This window comes from Sphingomonas sp. 2R-10 (genome assembly GCF_030062225.1).
Classification (GTDB): Bacteria; Pseudomonadota; Alphaproteobacteria; order Sphingomonadales; family Sphingomonadaceae; genus Sphingomonas.
Genome location: NZ_JASCXF010000005.1, coordinates 104988 through 125780 on the forward strand (window position 1 = coordinate 104988; position 20793 = coordinate 125780).

Here is a 20793-nt window from a genome sequence, read left to right on the forward strand (position 1 = left end):
CGCGATGAAGCTATTGGCAGGCAAGACGGTGCTGGTGACCGGCGCATCGACGGGCATCGGCCGCGCGGCGGCGATCGGCGCGGCGCAGCATGGCGCGAACGTCGTCATCAACTATCACAGCCGCGATGCCGATGCCGATGCCTGTATCGCCGCGATCGAGGCGACCGGCCAGCGCGGCCTCGCGATCAAGGGCGACGTCGCCGAAGCCGCGACCGCGACCGACTTCGTCGCGAAGGCGGTGGCCGGGTTCGGCCGGATCGACGTGATGGTGTCGAACGCCGGCATCTGCCCGTTCCACAGCTTCCTCGACATGCCGGCCGTGACGCTGGAGCGCACGCTGCGCGTCAACCTGCACGGCGCCTATTACATGTGTCAGGCGGCAGCGAAGCAGATGGTCGAGCAGGGCGATGGCGGCGCGATCGTCGCGGTATCGTCGATCTCGGCGCTGGTCGGCGGCGAATATCAGACGCACTACACCCCGACCAAGGCGGGCGTGCATTCGCTGATGCAGTCGACCGCGATCGCGCTGGGCAGGCACGGCATCCGCTGCAATTCGGTGCTGCCGGGCACGATCCTGACCGAGATCAACAAGGACGACCTCGCCGACGAGGGGAAGCGAAAATATATGGAAAGCCGCGTGCCGCTTGGCCGGCTGGGGCAGCCGGAGGACATGGTCGGGCCGATCGTCTTCCTCGCCTCCGACATGGCGGCCTATGTCACCGGCGCGGCGCTGCTGGTCGATGGCGGCATGTTCGTGAACCTCCAGTGACGGGCGTGTCCTCCGCCCTGACCCGTACCCCGGCGCAGGCCGGGGTCCAGTTGGGGAACGTAGCTCGCCCTTCGATTGCCTTGCCGACTGGACCCTGGCCTTCGCCGGTGTACGGCGGGGTGTGGCGCGGCGCTGTTCGCATGATGACGGCCGGTTTGATGCTGACGGCTGCTGCAGCGCCTGCCGTGGCCGAAACCATCTTCATCGCCGGCGATTCCACCGCGCAGACTTACAAGCAGGATCGCTATCCCCAGACCGGCTGGGGGCAGATGCTGCCCTGCGGCCTGACCGGCGACGTGAAGGTCGAGAACCGCGCGATGGGCGGGCGATCGACCAAGAGCTTCATCGCCGAGGGGCGATGGGACCGGATCATGGCCGACATCAAGCCTGGCGATGTCGTGCTGATCCAGTTCGGTCACAACGACGCCAGCCAGAACAAGCCCGAACGCTATGCGCCGGCCGCCACGCTCTACCGCGACAACCTGCTCCGGATGGTGTGGGAGACCAAGGGGCATGGCGCGACGCCGATCCTCATCACGCCGGTCGCCCGTCGCTCGTTCGGGGCGGATGGCAAGACCAAGGCCGACTTCGCCGCATGGTCGGCGGTGGTGCGCGATATCGCCGCGACGACGGGCACGCAGTTGATTGACCTCGAGGCGTCGTCGCGTGCGTGGGTCGATGCGGCGGGGGTCGAGCCGTCGAGGGCGCTGTTCCTGTACTATCCCACGGGCCGCTGGCCGGGGTTCAGGGACGGCATTGCCGACGACACCCATTTCAGCGAACTGGGCGCGCGCGGCGTGGCCGAACTGATCGCCGCCGACCTCGCCCGCACCGGCCTGCCGGTCGCGACGAAGGTGGCGAAGGTGCGGCCCGACCTGACGCGGACGGCACCGCTGGGTAGTACGGCATGTCGGTGAACGACGACAATCCGTATCCCCGCGCAGGCGGGGATCCAGAGCCCGGCAGACCGGACGGCAGCGCCCCCTGCCCTGGATCCCCGCCTGCGCGGGGATACGGTTGGGCGGGAACGGGTCCACTGGCCCGCCGCACCCTGCTCGGCATGACGGCGGCGCTCGGCATCGCCACCGCCCTCCCCGCCTTCGCACAGCCCGGCTCGGTCCCCCTCTCCTTCCGCCCGATCTGGCCCGGCGCCGCGCCCGGGGGCGAGAAGGTCACCGCCCCCGAACAGGAAATTCCGCGTTCGCCGACCGGCCCCAGGGACGACACCGCCTTCCTCCATGTCCGGACGCCGACCATCGCGCATATCGCGCCGGCCAGACCCAACGGCGCGGCGATCCTGCTGATCCCCGGCGGCGGCTATCTGCGCGTCGCGGTCGGCAACGGCGGGCGGGCGCTGCTGCAATTCTTCGCCGATCGCGGATACCACGCCTATCTGCTGAAATATCGCCTGCCGGGCGATCCGTGGGCCGCCGGTCCCGACGCCCCGCTACAGGACGCACAGCGCGCGCTGCGGCTGATAAAGGCGGAGGCGAAGGCCAACGGCGTCGCCACCGACCGTATCGGCGTAATGGGCTTTTCGGCCGGCGGACACCTCGCGGCGATGCTCGCCTATCGGCAGGACGAGACCTATCGCGCGGTCGACGCCGCCGATGCCCAGCCGCTTGGCGTGCGCGCCGCCGCCCTGCTCTATCCGGTCGCGCTGATGGGCGTGGCGGGCACGCACCGGGGATCGCAGGAACAGTTGCTCGGCCGCGACCCCGCGCCCGATCGCGCCGCCCGCTATCGCACCGACGCGCGCATCGGCGCCGCCAGCCCGCCGACCTTCATCGCCCATGCGATCGACGACCGGGTGGTCAGCGTCGACAACGGCCTCGCGCTGCTTGCGGCGCTGCGCCGGGCGAAGGTGCCGGCCGAGGCCTATCTGCCCGAGATCGGCGGCCACGGCTTCGGCGTCACGCTGGACGGCAAGCCGGCGCCATGGACCGGGCTGTTCCTCGATTGGGCAAGGCGGCACGGATTGTAACGGCGACACACCGCAATCCTTTTACGACGTCACCGGAACGACGCGGTTCACGCATACGTATTGCGCGTGACATGCGTTCGACAATCGATACTGTCGTGCGCGATCCCATTGAGGAACCTGCGTGACCCAGCCTGCCCTTGCCGTTGCACCGCCTGCGCCGCCGCTCGCCGAAGCCATTATCGACACGCTGATCCACCGCATCGGCAAGGACCGTCAGGCCGCGTTGCCGCACGACTGGCTGGCGGCGACGATCCTGACGGTGCGCAACGACATCATCGAACGCTGGATGGCGTCGAGCAAGGAGGCCCATGCCGCCGGGGCCAAGCGGGTCTATTATCTCAGCCTAGAATTCCTGATCGGCCGGCTGCTCCGCGATGCGATCGCCAACCTGTCGCGCACCGGCGAGGTGCGCGAGGCGCTGGCGTCGCTCGGCGTCGATCTCGCCGATCTGGAGGGCGAGGAGCCCGATGCGGCGCTCGGCAATGGCGGCCTCGGGCGATTGGCGGCGTGCTTCATGGAGAGCCTCGCGAGCCTCGACCTGCCGGCGTACGGCTATGGGATTCGTTATGTGAACGGGATGTTCCGGCAGCGGATAGACAACGGGTGGCAGGTGGAACTGCCCGAAAACTGGCTGCGGCACGGCAATCCGTGGGAGTTCGAACGCCGCGAGAGCGCGTACCGCATCGGCTTCGGCGGTGAGGTGGTCGGCGACGAGAATGGCGACATCCACTGGATGCCGGGCGAGAGCGTCGAGGCGATCGCGGTCGATACGCCGGTGATCGGCTGGCGCGGGGCGCGGGTGAACACGCTCAGGCTGTGGACCGCGCGGGCGCGCGATCCGATCCGGCTCGACCGGTTCAACGCCGGCGATCACGAAGGCGCGCTGGCGGCGTCGGTGCGCGCCGACACGCTGGTCCGGGTGCTGTATCCGGCGGACTCGACGCCGGCGGGACAGGAATTGCGGCTGCGTCAGGAATATTTCTTCTCCTCGGCATCGATCCAGGACATCGTGCGCCGTCACGTCCAGTATTTCGGCGACATCCGCACCCTGTCGGACAAGGCGGCGATCCAGCTCAACGACACGCATCCGGCGGTGTCGGTCGCCGAGCTGATGCGCATCCTGATCGACGACCATGCGCTCGACTTCGACGGCGCGTGGGAGATCACGAAGGCGACGTTCGGCTATACCAACCACACGCTGCTGCCCGAGGCGCTGGAGAGCTGGCCGCTGCCGCTGTTCGAACGGCTGCTGCCGCGACACATGCAGATCGTCTATGCGATCAATGCCAGGATGCTGCGCGAGGCGCGGACGCAGGGGCAGGACGACCGCGCGATCGCCGCGATCAGCCTGATCGACGAGGGCGGCGAGCGGCGGGTGCGCATGGCCAACCTCGCCTTCACCGGCAGCCACAGCGTCAACGGCGTCGCCGCGCTCCACACCGACCTGATGAAGCAGACGGTGTTCGCCGACCTGCACCGCCTGTATCCCGACCGGATCAACAACAAGACCAACGGGATCACGCCGCGGCGCTGGCTGTTCGAGAGCAATCCGGCGCTGACGGCGCTGATCCGCGAGGCGATCGGCGACGGTTTTCTCGACGATGCGACGAAACTGGCGGACCTGAAGCCCTTCGCTGCCGACGCGGCCTTCCGCGGGAAGTTCGAGCAGGTGAAGCGCGCCAACAAGGTGCGGCTGTCGCAGCATCTGCGCGAGGTGATGGGCGTGCGGCTCGATCCCGATGCGATGTTCGACGTGCAGGTCAAGCGCATCCACGAATACAAGCGCCAGCTGCTCAACCTGCTGGAGACGGTCGCGCTGTACGACCAGATCCGCAGCCATCCCGACCGGGACTGGACGCCGCGCGTGAAACTGTTCGCGGGGAAGGCGGCGTCGAGCTATCACAACGCCAAGCTCATCATCAAGCTGGCCAACGACGTGGCGCGGCGGGTGAACGCCGACCCGGCGGTGCGCGGGCTGCTGCGCGTGGCGTTCGTGCCCAACTACAACGTGTCGCTCGCCGAACTCGTCATGCCCGCCGCCGACCTGTCCGAACAGATCAGTACCGCAGGCATGGAGGCGTCGGGCACCGGCAACATGAAGCTGGCGCTGAACGGCGCGCTGACCATCGGCACGCTCGACGGGGCGAACGTGGAGATTCGCGATCATGTCGGGGCCGACGACATCGTCATCTTCGGCCTGACCGCCGACGAGGTCGCCGAGAAGCGCGCCAATGGCTACGACCCGCGCGAGGCGATCGCCGCGTCGAGCGAGCTGCAACAGGCGCTGTCGGCGATCAAGAGCGGCGTGTTCAGCCACGACGATCCGGGCCGCTATGCCGGGCTGATCGACGGGATCGAAACCAGCGACTGGTTCCTGTGCGCCGCCGATTTCGACAGCTATGCGCAGGCGCAGCGGCAGGTCGATACGCGCTGGGCCGATCGCGCGGGGTGGAACGCCAGCGCGATCCGCAATGTCGGCGGGGTCGGCTGGTTCTCGTCCGACCGCACCATCGGCGAATATGCCCGCGACATCTGGAACGTGATGTGAGCCCCGGCGGCGACGCCATCGCGGCACTGCTCGCGGGGCGTCACGCCGATCCGTTCTCGCTGCTCGGCCCCCATGCCGGTCCGGGGGGCACCTTCGTCCGGGCATGGCTGCCCGGCGCGCAGAAGGTGCTGGCCCACGACCTGTCGGGCAAGGTGCTGGGCGAGCTGCGCCCGGTCGGCGAGGGCATCGTCGAGGGGACGATCGCCGCCCCGCCCCAGCCGCTATGGTATTATGCCCGCGGCGGCGGGGGCGAATGGTGGGTCAAGGACCCCTATTCCTTCGGCCCGGTGCTGGGCCCCACCGACGACTTCCTGCTGGCCGAGGGCACGCATCTGCGCCTCCACGACAAGCTGGGCGCGCATCCGATCCGGCACGAGGGTGCCGAGGGAATGCACTTCGCGGTGTGGGCGCCCAATGCGCAGGTCGTCAGCGTCGTCGGCGACTGGAATTTGTGGGATGCGAAGCGCCATCCGATGCGGCGGCGGGGCGATGTCGGCGTGTGGGAAATCTTCCTGCCCGACGTGGGACCGGGACAGGCGTACAAGTTCGCGATCATCGGTCCGGACGGACAGCGCCTGCCGCACAAGGCCGATCCGTTCGCGTTCGAAAGCGAGCTGCGCCCCGCCACCGCGTCGCGCACCGCGGCACCGCTCGACCATGACTGGCGCGACGCGGCGCACCGCGAGCATTGGGCGTCGGTCGACCCGCGTCGCGTGCCGATCTCGATCTACGAAGTCCATGCCGGCAGCTGGCAGCGCGATGCCGATGGCTGGTTCCTGCCATGGGACCGTCTGGCCGACCGGCTGATCCCATACGTCATCGACATGGGGTTCACCCATATCGAGTTCCTGCCGATCAGCGAGCATCCCTACGACCCGTCATGGGGGTATCAGACGACCGGCCTCTATGCCCCGTCCGCCCGCTTCGGCGATCCGACCGGTTTCGCGCGGTTCGTCGACGGCGCGCACAAGGCGGGGGTCGGCGTGCTGCTCGACTGGGTGCCGGCGCATTTCCCGACCGATGCGCACGGATTGGCGCGGTTCGACGGCACCGCGCTGTACGAACATGACGACCCCCGGCTGGGCTTCCACCCCGACTGGAACACGGCCATCTATAATTTCGGGCGGCGCGAGGTGTCGCAGTTCCTGGTCAACAACGCGCTGTTCTGGGCCGAGCGCTATCATGTCGACGGGCTGCGGGTCGATGCGGTCGCGTCGATGCTGTACCGCGACTATTCGCGGAAAGCCGGCGAATGGATTCCGAACGCCGATGGCGGGCGCGAGAACTGGGAAGCGGTCGCGTTCCTGCGCGACACCAACCGCGCGGTGTACCGCGAACATCCCGGATTCTTCACCATCGCCGAGGAATCGACGTCGTGGCCCGGCGTATCGAAGCCCGCGCACGAAGGGGGGCTGGGCTTCGGGTTCAAATGGAACATGGGCTTCATGCACGACACGCTCGCCTACATGGCGCGCGAGCCGGTGCATCGGGTGCATCACCATGACGAGATCACCTTTGGCCTGACCTATGCCTTCAGCGAGAATTTCGTCCTGCCGCTGAGCCATGACGAGGTGGTGCATGGCAAGGGATCGCTGCTGACCAAGATGGCGGGCGACGATTGGCAGAAATTCGCCAATCTGCGCGCCTATTACGCGCTGATGTGGGGCTATCCGGGCAAGAAGCTGCTGTTCATGGGACAGGAGTTCGCCCAGCGCCGCGAATGGTCGGAGGAACGCGCGCTCGACTGGGAATTGATGGACGCCCCGGCGCATCGCGGCGTCGCGTCGCTGGTCCGCGACCTGAACCGGCTGTACCGCGACACGCCCGCGCTGCACGCACGCGACTGCGAGGGCGACGGGTTCCACTGGGCGATCGTCGACGATGCGGCCAATTCGGTGTTCGCATGGGAACGCCGCGCACCGGGCGAGGCACCGGTACTGGTCGTCAGCAATCTGACCCCGGTCGCGCGCGAGGGATACCGGGTGCCGGTGTCGCAGGGCGGGCGCTGGCGCGAGATACTGAACAGCGATGCGGCCGATTATGGCGGCAGCGGAATGGGCAATATGGGCGTTGTCGAAAGCGTGGACGGCGCGGTCCTGCTGACCCTGCCGCCGCTGGCGACATTGTGGTTCGAACCAGAAGAATAAGACAGGGAGAGACGGATGGAACGGCGGGGACAACCTTTGGCGCGCGACGCCATGGCGTATGTGCTGGCGGGCGGGCGCGGCAGCCGGTTGTTCGAGATGACCGACACCCGCGCCAAGCCGGCGGTCTATTTCGGCGGCAAGAGCCGGATCATCGATTTCGCGCTGTCGAACGCGATCAATTCGGGCATCCGCCGCATCGGCGTGGCGACGCAGTACAAGGCGCACAGCCTGATCCGCCACCTGCAACGCGGCTGGAACTTCCTGCGTCCCGAACGCAACGAGAGCTTCGACATCCTGCCCGCCAGCCAGCGGATCAGCGAGTTCCAGTGGTATGAAGGCACCGCCGACGCGGTGTTCCAGAATATCGACATCATCCAGAGCTACGGTCCCGAATATATGGTCATCCTTGCAGGCGACCATATCTACAAGATGGACTATGAGCTGATGCTCCAGCAGCATGTCGACACCGGCGCCGACGTGACGGTGGCGTGCATGGAAGTGCCGCGGATGGAGGCGGTCGGCTTCGGCGTGATGCATGTCGACGACAACGACCGGATCATCGATTTCGTCGAGAAGCCGAAGGACCCGCCGGCGATCCCCGGCCAGCCCGACGTCGCGCTGGCGAGCCTCGGCATCTATGTCTTTCGCACCGCGTTGCTGTTCGACCAGCTGCGCCGCGATGCCGACACGAAGGATTCGAGCCGCGATTTCGGCAAGGACCTGATCCCGTGGCTGGTCGCGCACGGCCATGCGCAGGCGCACCGTTTCTCGGCATCGTGCGTGCGTTCCGCCGACGAACCCGGTGCCTATTGGCGCGACGTGGGCACGATCGACGCCTATTGGGAAGCGAATATCGACCTGACCGATGTCGTGCCGCAGCTGGACCTGTACGACCGCAGCTGGCCGCTCTGGACCTATTCGGAGATCACGCCGCCGGCCAAGTTCGTCCACGACGCCGACGGACGTCGCGGCTGTGCGGTGTCCAGCCTGATCGCGGGCGACTGCATCGTGTCGGGGTCGAGCGTGCATCGCAGCCTGCTGAGCACCGGGGTCCGCGCGCACAGCTATTCCCAGATCGACGAATCGGTGATCCTGCCGATGACACGCATCGGCCGCGGTGCGCGCCTGACGAAGTGCGTGGTCGATGCCGGCGTGACGATCCCCGACGGGCTGGTGATCGGCGAGGACCCGGTGATCGACGGCCATCGTTTCCGGCGGACCGAGCGCGGCATCTGCCTGATTACGCAACCGATGATCGACCGGCTGGAGGTTTGATGCCGACGCACGCAAACCCTCCCCGTGCCGGGGAGGATGTGATGCGCGTGCTGTCGGTCGCGTCGGAAGCCTATCCGCTGGTGAAGACCGGCGGGCTGGCCGATGTCGTCGGGGCGCTGCCCGCCGCACTGGCGCCGCACGGGGTCGAAACGACGACGCTGCTGCCCGGCTATCCATCGGTCGTGAAGCATCTCGGCAAGGCCAAGCCCGTCCGCCGCTGGGATGCCCTGCTCGGCACGCCGGCGCGGTTGCTCCGTGGCACGATCGACGGCCATCCGCTGCTGGTGCTGGATGCGCCCGAGCTGTTCGCGCGCGACGGCGGCCCCTATGCCGACGCGACCGGCCGCGACTGGGCGGACAACTGGCGGCGCTTCGCCGCGCTCGGCCGCGCCGCCGCCGACCTTGCCCCCGGCTTCGACCTGCTCCACGCGCATGACTGGCAGGGGGCGATGGCGCCCGCCTATCTCCGCTATGACGCGGCCAGCGTGCCGAGCGTGCTGACGATCCACAACATCGCGTTCCAGGGCTGCTACGACGCGAGCGTGTTCGCCGGGCTGGCGCTGCCGGAAGCGGCGTTCGCGCTCGACGGCGTCGAATATTATGGCGGCGTCGGCCTGCTGAAGGCGGGACTCGCGTCCGCCTCCGCCATCACCACCGTGTCGCCCAGCTATGCCGAGGAGATCCGCCGCGGCGAGTTCGGTATGGGGCTGGAAGGGTTGATCGAGGCGCGCCGCGACCGGGTGAGCGGAATCGTCAACGGCATCGATCCGGCGGTCTGGTCGCCGGAGACCGACGCGGCGCTCCCGGCGCGCTACACCGGGCGCACCCTGCCGCGCCGCCGCACCAACAAGCGCGCGGTGGAAGCGGCGTTCGACCTTGATCCGGGCGACGGCCCGATCTTCATCGTCGTCAGCCGGCTGACATGGCAGAAGGGCATGGACGTACTGGCCGACAGCCTCGACGCGCTGGTGGCGATGGGCGGGCGGCTGGCGCTGCTCGGATCGGGCGACGCGGCGCTCGAACAGGCATTCGTCGCGGCGCGGACCCGCCATGCCGGGCGGATCGGCGTGCGGATCGGCTATGACGAGGCGCTGTCGCACCTGTTGCAGGGCGGCGGCGATGCGATCCTGATCCCGTCGCGCTTCGAACCGTGCGGACTGACGCAGCTCTACGGCCTCGCCTATGGCTGCGTGCCCGTCGTCGCGCGGACCGGTGGGCTGGCCGATACGGTGATCGACGCGAACGAGGCCGCGGTGGCGGCGGGGGTCGCGACCGGGGTGCAGTTCGCCGCGGTCACGCCCGACGGGCTGCTCCATGCGCTGCACCGGACGATGGCGCTCCATGCCCGGCCCGACTGCTGGGCGACGATGCAGAAACAGGGGATGCGCGCCGACTTTTCGTGGAAGCGCAGCGGCGCGCGCTATGCCGAATTGTATCGCGGCCTGATCGCCGCATGACGCCGGGCGCCAGTGCCTGTCCCGGCGGGACCCGCTTCGCCGTCCGCGCGCGCGATGCGGCGGCGGTGTGGCTGTGCCTGTTCGACGGCGCGGACGAACGCCGCGTCGCGATGCGGCGCGCGGGCGACTGGTTCGTGGTCGAGGTGCCGGGCGCAGGGCCGGGGCAGCGTTACGGCTATCGGGCCGAGGGCGACTGGGCACCGGACGAGGGCCGCTGGTTCGATCCGGCCAAGCTGCTGGTCGATCCCTATGCCGTCGAACTCGACCGGCGCTTTCGCTACGATCCGATATTGTCGCACTACGGCGCCGATACCGCTGCGATCGTGCCGCGCGCGATCGTGCCGCGCGCGATCGTGCCCGGCCCGATGCGGCCGGTCCCGGCCGAAGCGCCGCGCATCGACCCGGCGCGGCCGATCTACGAACTCAACGTGCGCGGCTTCACCATGCTGCACCCCGACGTGCCAGAGGCGCAGCGCGGCACGATCGCCGCGCTGGCGCATCCGTCGGTCGTCGCGCATCTGACCAAGATCGGCGTCGGTGCGGTCGAACTGATGCCGATCGTCGCGTGGATCGACGAACGCCATCTGCCTCCGCTCGGGCTGAGCAACGCCTGGGGCTACAACCCGGTGGTGCCGATGGCGATCGACCCCGGCCTCGCGCCCGGAGGGATCGACGAGTTGCGCGAGACGATCGCGACGCTGCATGCGGCGGGGATCGGCGTCATCCTCGACCTGGTGTTCAACCACACGGGCGAGGGCGACCGCGACGGCCCGATCCTGTCGCTGCGCGGGCTGGACAATCGCAGCCATGCCCATGCGCCCGACGGCAGCCTCATCAACGACACCGGCACCGGCAACACGCTGGACGCCGGTGACGCGGGGGTCCGCGACCTGATCCTCGCATCGCTGCGCCACTTCGCCGCGCTGGGCGTCGACGGTTTCCGCTTCGACCTGGCCCCCGTCATCGCCCGGTCGCCGGGGTTCGCGCGCGATGCCCCGATCTTCGCCGCGATCGCCGGCGATCCGTTGCTGGCCGACCGGGTGATGATCGCCGAGCCGTGGGATATCGGCCCCGGCGGCTATCAGCTCGGCAATTTCCCGGCCGACTGGCTGGAATGGAACGACCGGTATCGCGACGATGTCCGCCGCTTCTGGCGCGGCGACGGCGGTGCGGCCACGTTGGCGACGCGGCTGATGGGGTCGGGCGACATCTTCGGATCGCCGACCCGCAGCGTCGGCTTCCTTGCCGCGCATGACGGCTTCACCCTCGCCGACCTCGTGTCGCACGTCGATCGCCACAACCACGCCAATGGCGAGGACAATCGCGACGGGCATGGCGACAACCTGTCGTGGAACCACGGTGTGGAGGGGCCGAGCGACGATCCCGCCATCGTCACCGCGCGCGACGCCGACCTGCGCGCGCTGCTGGCGACGCTGTTCGCGACGCGCGGCCATATCCAGCTGACCGCCGGCGACGAATTCGGCCGCAGCCAGCGCGGCAACAACAACGCCTATGCGCAGGACAATGCGATCGGCCGGGTCGACTGGACCGCGCGCGACGTCGCGCTGGAGGAGCATGTCGCGGAGCTGGCGGCGTGGCGGCGCGCGCGGCCGGCGGTGTTCGACCCCGCCATTCCCGATCGGGCGACATGGCTGACGCTGGATGGCCAGGCGATGACGCCCGGACATTGGGAAGCACCCGATTGTCCGGGGTTCGAGCTGCGGCTCGACGGGGCAACGATCCGCATCGACCGCCCCGCCCGGCAGGTCACGCCGGGATAGGCTCGCGCACCCGCAGCATCGCCATCGCCGCCATCGCCATCACCGCCGCCGCGACCAGCATCGTATAGGCCGGCTGCCCGGGGAACCACGTCTTGATGACCCCGCCCATCACGGTCGCGACGATCAGCTGGGGCAGGACGATGAAGAAGTTGAAGATGCCCATATACACGCCCAGCTTGCGCTGCGGCAGCGCGTTGGCGAGCAGGACGTACGGCATGGTCAGCACCGATGCCCACACGATGCCGATGCCGATCATCGGCACGATCATCCCCAGCCGGTCGTGCGTCGCATAGATGCCGACATAGGCCGCCGCCCCGACCAGCAGGCACAGCAGGTGCGTCCGCCCCGCGCCGATCGCCCGCGCCAGCCACGGCAGCGCGAACGCCGCGACCGCCGCGACGCCCGAATAGACCGCGAACAGCACCCCGACCCAGCTGCCCGCTTGGTTATAACCGTCCGAGGCGGGGTCGATCGTCCCCCACACCTGCTGCGCGATCACCGGCGTCGTATAGACCCACATGATGATGAGCGCGCCCCAGGTGAAGAACTGCACCAGCGCCAGCCGCCGCATCGTGTCGGGCATGGTGGCGAGGTCGCCGATGATGTGGCTGAGCACATTGTCGCCGCGCCCGGTGCGGACCAGCGCGGCCGACACCATCTGCGCCACGCCGTACAGCGCGATGCCGGCGGCGACGAAATAGGCCTCGCGTCCGCTGTCGAGCGCACCGCCCGCCTCGGCCCACGCGATCAGCGCTGCGACGACGATGCCGCCCGCGATCCAGACCGGACCACGCGCCGGGATCACCGGCGGGGTGGTATCGGCAGGCTCCCCGGCCTGCTCGCCGAACGCCGCCAGTTCGGCGGGGCTGTATTCGCGGACGGTCAGCACCGTCCACAGCACGGCGATCAGCAACATCACGCCGCCGAAATAGAAGCCATAGCGCACCGCATCGGGCACCTGTCCCGCGGGTGCCACGTTGCTGACGCCAAAGCCGTTCTCGAGGACATAGGGCGCGATGCTGGCGACGACCGCGCCCGCACCGATGAACCACGTCTGGAACGCATAGCCCGCCGGTCGCTGCCGGGGTGCCAGCATGTCGCCGACGAAGGCGCGAAACGGCTCCATCGACACGTTGAGCGAGGCGTCGAGTATCCACAGCGTGATCGCCGCGGCGAGGATGCTGGGCGAATTGGGCATGAAGAACAGCGCGCAGGTACACAGGATCGCGCCGATCAGGAAATAGGGACGCCGACGTCCCAGCCGCCCCCACGTCCGGTCGGAATAATGGCCGATCAGCGGCTGGACCAGCAGCCCGGTGAGGGGCGCCGCGATCCACATCAGTCCCAGCTGATCGATCGGCGTGCCCAGCGACTGGAAAATGCGGCTGGCATTCGCGTTCTGCAACGCGAAGCCGATCTGGATGCCGAAGAAGCCGAACGAGATGTTCCAGAGCTGGGCGAAGCCGAGCGTCGGGCGTGTGGTCGTCATACATCCTCCCCATTCACGGGGAGGGGGACCGCCGCGTCAGCGGTGGTGGAGGGGGTTGCCCATGTCCACCACGGTTGCGTTGCGGGGCCCTCCCCCTCCACCGTCCTTGCGGACGGTCCCCCTCCCCGTACCGGGGAGGATCTCTTATCGTTTCTTCGCTGCCACGAAGCGGATCGCTTCGCCACCGCCGGGGGCGAGCGCGAGCGTCATCGTGTCGCCCTTCTTGACCTGCCACTGTTCGATCGTGATCGAATGGCGCGCGTCGGTCCGGTAATCGGCACCCGGCCCGTCGCGATAGATTTCGGCGGTATAGCTCTTGCCGGCGTCGAGGAAGTCGAGCTTCACCGTCGAACTGCGCGCTTCCTCGTCGCCGACCGCGCCCAGATACCAGTCGTTGCCGCCCGCCGCCTTGCGCGCGATCGTCGCATAGTCGCCGACCTCGCCGTTCAGCACGCGGGTGTCGGACCAGTCGGTCGGCACGTCGCGGATGAACTTGAACGCGGCCGGATAGCGCGCATAATTCTCGGGCGTATCGGCGGCCATGACCACCGGCGAATACAGGACGACGTACAGCGCCAGCTGCTTGGCGATGGTCGACTTGATCGCGCTGCCGTTGCTGCCCGACAGGCTCAGCACGCCGGGCGTGAAATCCATCGGCCCGCCGAGGAACTGGGTGAAGACCATGTTCGCCTCATGCTCGGGCGGGTTCTTGCCCCCTTCCCACGCATTATACTCCATGCCCCGCCCACCTTCGCGGCTCAGCCAGTTAGGGTAGGTGCGCCGCAGCCCGGTATCCTTGACCGGTTCATGGGCATCGATCGACACCTTGTACCGCGCGGCGGCGTTCAGGACGCGCTGGTGGTGGTTCACCATCCACTGTCCTTCATGCCATTCGCGATGCTTCGACCCGTCGGCATCGACCCGCTCGATCTGCGCGGCGTCGGTCACATAGCCGGTCTTGACCACGCGCTCGCCATGATCCGCCGCCCATTTGAACGCAGTGTCGAGCTGTGCGTCGTAATGGCTGACCGATCCGCCGGTTTCGTGGTGGCCGATCAGGCGCACCCCCTTCGACTTCGCATAGGCCGCCAGCCCGCCCGCGTCGAAATCCGCGGTCGGCTGGCTGAAGTTCATGTCGTTGCCGTTGCCCAGCCAGTCGCCGTCCCAACCGACATTCCATCCTTCGACCAGCACGCCCTGAATGCCGTTGGCGGCGGCGAAGTCGATATAGCGGCGGACGTTCGCCGTGGTCGCGCCGTGCCTGGCCCCGCGCGCCCAGGTCCAGTCGCCCTTTATCATGTTCCACCACACGCCGACGAACTTGCCCGGCTGGATCCAGCCCGCCGTGTCGCCCAGCCTGTTGGGTTCGTTGAGGTTCAGCCCGATGCGGCTGGCGGCGTACAGCCCCGGCGCATCGTCGGCGATGGCGATCGTCCGCCACGGGGTCGAGAAGCCGGCGGCGCGCGTGACCTTGGGACCGTTCGATCCCGGCGTCAGCACCGCGCGGAAGGTCGTGCCCTCGGCGCGCGCCAAATTCATCGCCGAATAGTCGGTGAGCGCCGCTTCATGGATCGCGACGTGGCGACCGCTGGCCAGCTTGACCGTCATCACCGTCTGCGCGGTGCCGACCGCGTCCAGCGGCGTCTTGTTGTAGAGATATTCCTCGCGGTTCCATTCGAACGCCGGCTTCCACCATGCGGTGCCGGGTTCGGCAAAGGCGAATTGCGTCAGCTCGTCGGCGATGTTGGCCGTCGTCAGGTTCGCCTGTTTCAGCAGCGTGTAGCGAAAGCCGACCCCGTCGTCGAACAGGCGGAAGGTCACCGCCATCTCGCGCTTCAGGTTCTTCGCCTCGCGGAACGTCACGGTCAGTTCGGTGTGGTTGTCGCGGATCGTCTTCCATTCGCCGAACGGCTGGGTCCAGGTCGAATCCGACCGGTCGCGCTTCGTGCCCGCCAGCGTCAGCCCGCGCTCGATCTTCGGCGCGTCGGTGAACAGGAAGCCGAGCTTGCTGTCGTTCAGCACCGCCTTGCCGTCCTTCGCGACCGAATAGCTCGGCCGCCCCTCGTTATCGAGGCTGACCGCCACCGTCAGCTTGCCGTCGGGCGACGCGGCGCGCGCCACGACCTCGGCAAAGGCCGGCGATGCCATCGCGGTCATGCCGGCCAGTGCCAGCGCCAGTTTCATCATCCTCATCGCCTCATCCTTCGTATGGTCTTGTGGATGTCGCTCGCACCAAGCCGTTCGTCCTGAGTAGCCGCTGAGCTTGTCGAAGCGGCGTATCGAAGGACCATCGCGGACGCTTCGATACGGGTCTTCGACAAGCTCAGCGGCTACTCAGCGCAAACGGGATGGTTGGAGGACATCGCTATCTCAGTCGCGGATCGCGACCTGCGCCGCGAACGGGCCGAAGCGGTCCCCCGCCACGTCGCCGATGATTTCGATGGCGCGCCAGCCGTCGCCCGCCGCGAACATCGCCGGCGCATTCGACAGGTTGAACACGCACATCATCCGCTGCCCGTCCAGCTCGCGTTCGAACGCGAAGATCGCGTCGGATGCCTCGACGATGGTCATGCTGCCCGATCGCAGCGCCGGATGCCCGTTGCGCAGCGCCAGCACGTGGCGGGTGAAGTGGAGCAGCGAACCCGCGTCCGCCGCCTGCCGGTCGACCGCCAGCGGGCGGTGCGCCTCGGCGGCGGGCAGCCACGGCCTGCCCGCACCGAAACCGAGATTCTCGGCATCGGCCGCCCATGGCATCGGCGTCCGCGCACCGTCGCGCGACAGGGTCAGCGGCCAGTTGGCGATCGCTTCGGGGTCCTGCAGATCCTCGAACGCGATCTCGACCTGCGGCAGGCCCAGTTCCTCGCCATTATACAGGAAGATGTTGCCGCGCAGGCAGGCGAGCAGCAGCATCTTGATCCGCCCGAACGCCGCCGCATCGGCCCCGGCGGGCAGCCAGCGCGATACCGCACGCGGCGCGTCGTGGTTTTCGAACGCCCAGCTCGGCCACGGCGCATCCTCGCCCCACGTGTCCAGCGCATCGCGCAACACGCGCGGGCTGAGTTCGGGGGCGTAGAGGAAGTCGAAGCCATAGGCGGTGTTGAGCCGCGCATCGCCCGCGCAGAACAGCTTCATCTCGCGCGTGGCATCGTCGCCGCCGATCTCCGCGACGGTGAAGCGATCCCCGCCATGGCCGTCAAGCACGCCGCGCACGCGTTCGAGAAAGGCGGGGATATCCGGATGCCCCTGATTGTAGAGCTTGCGCTGGAAATCGAACGGGCGGGTGCGCGTCCTGCCGTTGCTGGGCATCGGCGGATTGTCGCGCAGGTCGGGGTCGTGCATCGCGAAGTTGATCGCGTCGAGCCGGAACCCGTCGACCCCGCGGTCGAGCCAGAAGCGCGCGGTGTCGAGCAGCGCTTCCTGCAGATCGGCGTTATGGCCGTGCAGCTGCGGTTGTTCCTTCAGGAAATTGTGCAGATAATATTGGCCGCGCCGCGCATCCCACGTCCATGCCGGGCCGCCGAACACCGATTGCCAGTTGCTGGGCGGCGAACCGTCGGGCCTGGCATCGGCCCAGACATACCAGTCGGCCTTGGGGTTGGTGCGGCTCGACCGGCTCTCGACGAACCATGGATGTTCGTCGCTGGTGTGCGACCAGACCTGATCGATGATGATGCGCAGGCCCAGACCGTGCGCGCGGGCGATCAGCGCGTCGAAATCGGCGAGCGTGCCGAAGATCGGGTCGACGTCGCAATAGTCCGCAACGTCATAGCCGAAATCCTTCATCGGCGACGTGAAGAACGGCGACAGCCAGACCGCATCGACGCCCAGCGCCGCGACATGATCCAGATGCGCGGTGATGCCGGGCAGGTCGCCGATGCCGTCGCCGTTGCTGTCGGCGAAGCTGCGCGGATAGATCTGATAGATGGTGGCGCCATGCCACCACGGACGGGCGGGATCGGCGGCGATGGCGCGGGCGGCGTCGGTCATTATCGGGTCTCCGCGGCACAAACCGCATAGCCAAGGGCGGGGATGGTCAGGCGGATCGCACCGGGGGCGGTGACGGTGCCGCAGCGCCCGGCCAGCGCGCGGAAGCGGGTGGAGGCGGTATCGACCTGCACGTTGCGGGTGATCGCTGCGTCGGAGGTGTTGAACGCCAGCAGCACCTCGCCGCCGTTGACGGGATCGAAGCGCGAGATGGCGAGCAGCCCCGGCTTGTCCTCGCGCGCGCGCAGCAGCTGCCGCCCGCGGGTCAGCGCCGGGGTGGCGGTGCGCAGCTTCGCCAGCCCGGCGATCTGGCGGTAGAGCGGATGGCCGGGGGTGAAGTTCGCGGTCGCGGTCGTCGCCTTCGTGCCCACCAGCCTGTTGTCGTTGTACGACGCGACCTGCGAGGCGAACATGTCCTCCCGTGCGTCCTGGTCGTTGCCGTCGCCGGCGAATCCCTGTTCGTCGCCCGAATAGATCGTGGGCACGCCGCGCAGGGTCAGCAGCATGGCGTTCGACAGCATCAACCGGCGCAGCACCTCGTCGTCGCTCGCCTGTGGAAATGCCTTGCGGACCACCATGGCGAAACGGCCGTCGTCATGGTTGCCGGTGAACGTTGGCAACTGGCGCGCGGTGTCGAACCCCTTCGCATAGAGGGAATCGCCGTTGAACAGCGTTTCGAACGCATCGGTACCCATGCCGCCAGCGACGGTCTGAACCACCGCTTCACGGAACGCGAAGTCGAGGACCGCGGGAAACCGGTCGACCACCGTATGCTGTGCCAGCGCCCCTGAATCGACGGAATGCATCGATACTTCGCCGAAAATGTGGAAATTCGGAATGCCCCGCGCCGCCGCGCGCGCCTGCATCGCCGGGACGAACGCCTGCCAGAATTCCGGGTTCACGTGGCGCGCGGTGTCGATCCGATAGCCATCGACGCCGAACCGGTCGATCCATCCGCCGAAAATGTCGATCATCCCCGCCACGACGCGCGGATTTTCGGTCATCAGATCGTCCAGCCCGACGAAATCCCCCATTGTCGAACTCTCGTTGCGATAGGTCGTGTCACCGCGATTATGGTATAAGGTGACGTCGTTGAGCCACGTTGGCACCTTCACTGCCTTCTCCGCAGCGGGAACGAAGGTCTTGTAAGCAAAGTCGGGATCGGTCAGCTTCGCGAAATTCTCCGCCGTCTGCACGCCGTCGCCGGCGAATCCCCGGTTCTTGCCCCCGGCGGCATAGGGATAGTCGGCGCGGCTGCGATAGACGCATTCGGTCTTCCCCGCGCATTCGCGATACTGGATCACGTCGGCGGTGTGGTTGGCGATGATGTCCATATAGACCTTCATCCCCCGCGCATGTGCCGCATCGACCAGCGCCTTGAACTCGGCATTGGTGCCCAGATGCGGGTCGACCTGCGTGAAATCGGTCACCCAATAGCCGTGATAGCCGGCGGACTCCTTGCCCGGTCCGCCCTGCACCGGCTTGTTCCTGAAGATCGGCCCGACCCAGATCGCCGTCGCCCCCAACGACTGGATATAGGGCAGCCGCGCGGTCAGCCCCTTCAGGTCGCCGCCATGGTAGAAGCCCTTCGCGGTAGGGTCATAGCCATGGACCAGCCGGTCGCCGGTCATACCGCCGCGATCGTTCGCGCGGTCGCCATTCTCGAACCGGTCGGGCAGGACGAAGTAGATCACCTCGTCCTCGGGCGCGCGGGCGCGGAGATCCTGGGCGGCGGCGGGGAGCACGCTGGAACCCAGTGTCAGGGCGAGGAGCAGGGATCGGATCATGCGGCAACCTTCTTGTCGGGCGCCGGACAATGGGCGCGCAGATATTGGTCATGGGTCGGCATCCGCGCGACCGTGGCGGCGACATGTTGCTGCGACATGTCGAGAAACCGGGCACAGCGATCAGCCGCCAACGCGCGGGCGAGCGGGTGATAGCCGTTCGCCACCACCCCCTGCCCGACGAACAACTGCAACCACGCCACCTCGGCGAACAGTTCGTGCTCGTCGCGCACGATCCGCCCGGACTGTTCGAACAGGGCGATGCGTTCGCGTAAGGGGTCGGGCAGCGGCATGGCGCGCCGCTCCCGCCAGAACGGTTCGTCGCGATCGTTCAGCGCATAATGCGCGATCAGAAAATCGCGCACCGCCAGCCATTCGCGTTGCGACTGCCGGTTGAACTCGGCGATATCCGCCGCGCGCGGCGTCGCCGCCGGCCACAGCGACAGCAGCCGCGCGATCCCCGACTGGACCAGATGGATCGACGTCGATTCCAGCGGTTCGAGGAACCCCGCCGCCAGCCCCAGCGCGACGCAATTGCCGATCCACGGCGCGTGCCGGCGTCCGGTGGTGAAGCGCAGCGGCTTCGGATCGGCGAGCGGCGCCCCGTCGAGATTGCCGAGCAGCGTCGCCGCCGCTTCGTCGTCCGACAGGTGCGCGCTGGAATAGACCAGTCCGTTGCCGGTCCGCGCCTGCAACGGAATGCGCCACTGCCAGCCTGCGCCCCGGGCGGTGGCGCGAGTATAGGGGGTGATCGGCTGCGTCGCGGCGCACGGCACCGCCAGCGCGCGATCACACGGCAACAACGCCGACCAGTCGTCCCAGCGATCGCCCGCCATCCTCCCGATCAGCAGCGCGGCGAACCCCGAACAGTCGATGAAGAAGTCCGCCGCGATCCGCCGCCCGTCGTCGAGCGTCACCGCTGAAATCAGTCCGGAGTCACCATCCTGAGCGACGTCGACTACCCGCCCTTCGACGCGTTCGACCCCGCCCGCCTCGGCCCGTTCGCGCAGATAGGCGGCATAGCGCGCGGCGTCGAAATGATAGGCCCAGTTCGTGCCGGCCGGCGCCTGCGGATTGCCGGGGTCGCGATCGAACCGGTCCTGCCCGGCGGCGATGGCGCAGGCGCTGTGCGACCAGAGTGACTGCGGTCGATCGCCGCCGCCGGCCGCCAGCCAGTAATGATGGAACGGCACCAGCCCCAGCGAGCGGCCGATCGTCCCGAAGGCGTGGAGGTAACGGCTGTCCGGCCCGTTCCATCCGGCGAATTCGATGCCCAGCTTGAAGCTGCCCCCGGTGCGCGCGACGAAATCATCCTCGTCGATCCCAAGATGCTGGTTGAACAACCGCAGCTGCGGGATCGTCGCCTCCCCCACCCCAACCGTCCCGATCGCGTCGGATTCGATCAGCGTGACATGGGTCCCGTCCGGCAGGAACCGCGCCAGCGCCGCCGCCGTCATCCAGCCGGCCGATCCGCCACCGACGATGGCGACCCGCCGGACCGGTTCCTGATCGATCGCCATTGCAGCCTCCGTCGCGTCAGCCCCGCCCACCCCATCGGGGCGGGCGGAGACGGGT

The 20793-nt window shown here is 68.1% G+C and carries 13 protein-coding genes; 8 read left to right on the plus strand and 5 right to left on the minus strand.

The window, feature by feature from the left end; all coding sequences use genetic code 11:
* The first annotated feature begins 4 nt into the window (after positions 1-4).
* The 8 genes from QLH51_RS03815 (at position 5) to glgX (ending at position 11961) form a co-directional block, all read left to right on the plus strand.
* Positions 5-769, plus strand: a complete 765-nt coding sequence (locus QLH51_RS03815; RefSeq protein ID WP_125655466.1) for an SDR family NAD(P)-dependent oxidoreductase — start codon at positions 5-7, stop codon at positions 767-769.
* Positions 770-909: 140 nt separating this feature from the next.
* Positions 910-1686, plus strand: coding sequence for a rhamnogalacturonan acetylesterase (locus QLH51_RS03820; RefSeq protein ID WP_125655464.1), 777 nt, complete (start codon positions 910-912; stop codon positions 1684-1686).
* Positions 1687-1829: 143 nt separating this feature from the next.
* Positions 1830-2753 carry an alpha/beta hydrolase gene (locus tag QLH51_RS03825; RefSeq protein ID WP_125655462.1) on the plus strand — a complete coding sequence of 308 codons (924 nt, stop codon included), beginning with the start codon at positions 1830-1832 and terminating at the stop codon, positions 2751-2753.
* Between the two features lie 121 nt (positions 2754-2874).
* Positions 2875-5301, plus strand: a complete 2427-nt coding sequence (locus QLH51_RS03830) for a glycogen/starch/alpha-glucan phosphorylase (protein WP_125655460.1) — start codon at positions 2875-2877, stop codon at positions 5299-5301.
* Positions 5298-7448 carry a 1,4-alpha-glucan branching protein GlgB gene (gene glgB / locus QLH51_RS03835; protein WP_125655458.1) on the plus strand — a complete coding sequence of 717 codons (2151 nt, stop codon included), beginning with the start codon at positions 5298-5300 and terminating at the stop codon, positions 7446-7448. Before QLH51_RS03830 ends, glgB begins: the two co-directional genes overlap by 4 nt.
* A 15-nt stretch (positions 7449-7463) precedes the next feature.
* Entirely contained in the window at positions 7464-8723 is a 1260-nt protein-coding gene (glgC, locus tag QLH51_RS03840; RefSeq protein ID WP_125655456.1) for a glucose-1-phosphate adenylyltransferase, read from the plus strand.
* Positions 8723-10180, plus strand: coding sequence for a glycogen synthase GlgA (gene glgA, locus QLH51_RS03845; protein WP_206428870.1), 1458 nt, complete (start codon positions 8723-8725; stop codon positions 10178-10180). The genes glgC and glgA overlap by 1 nt, the downstream gene beginning before the upstream one ends.
* On the plus strand, positions 10177-11961 hold the full coding sequence (glgX, locus tag QLH51_RS03850) for a glycogen debranching protein GlgX (RefSeq protein ID WP_125655454.1): 1785 nt from the start codon (positions 10177-10179) through the stop codon (positions 11959-11961). The genes glgA and glgX overlap by 4 nt, the downstream gene beginning before the upstream one ends.
* On the opposite strand, the gene QLH51_RS03855 is transcribed toward glgX, so the two are convergent.
* The 5 genes from QLH51_RS03855 to QLH51_RS03875 form a co-directional block, all read right to left on the minus strand.
* Positions 11948-13450 (minus strand): MFS transporter, encoded by a 1503-nt coding sequence (locus QLH51_RS03855; RefSeq protein WP_125655452.1) that lies wholly within the window; start codon positions 13448-13450, stop codon positions 11948-11950. The genes glgX and QLH51_RS03855 overlap by 14 nt on opposite strands.
* Positions 13451-13594: 144 nt before the next feature.
* Positions 13595-15637: a glycoside hydrolase family 97 protein gene (locus tag QLH51_RS03860; RefSeq protein ID WP_125655642.1), complete on the minus strand. Its 2043-nt coding sequence runs from the start codon at positions 15635-15637 to the stop codon at positions 13595-13597.
* 183 nt (positions 15638-15820) lie between these two features.
* A complete protein-coding gene (locus QLH51_RS03865) occupies positions 15821-17437 on the minus strand; it encodes an alpha-glucosidase family protein (RefSeq protein ID WP_125655450.1) in 1617 nt (538 codons plus the stop codon).
* Entirely contained in the window at positions 17437-19221 is a 1785-nt protein-coding gene (locus QLH51_RS03870; protein ID WP_125655448.1) for an alpha-amylase family glycosyl hydrolase, read from the minus strand. Before QLH51_RS03870 ends, QLH51_RS03865 begins: the two co-directional genes overlap by 1 nt.
* The gene (locus QLH51_RS03875) at positions 19218-20738 is read right to left on the minus strand and encodes a tryptophan halogenase family protein (RefSeq protein WP_125655446.1); all 1521 of its coding nucleotides are present in this window, start codon (positions 20736-20738) and stop codon (positions 19218-19220) included. The genes QLH51_RS03870 and QLH51_RS03875 overlap by 4 nt, the downstream gene beginning before the upstream one ends.
* Positions 20739-20793 lie beyond the last annotated feature (55 nt).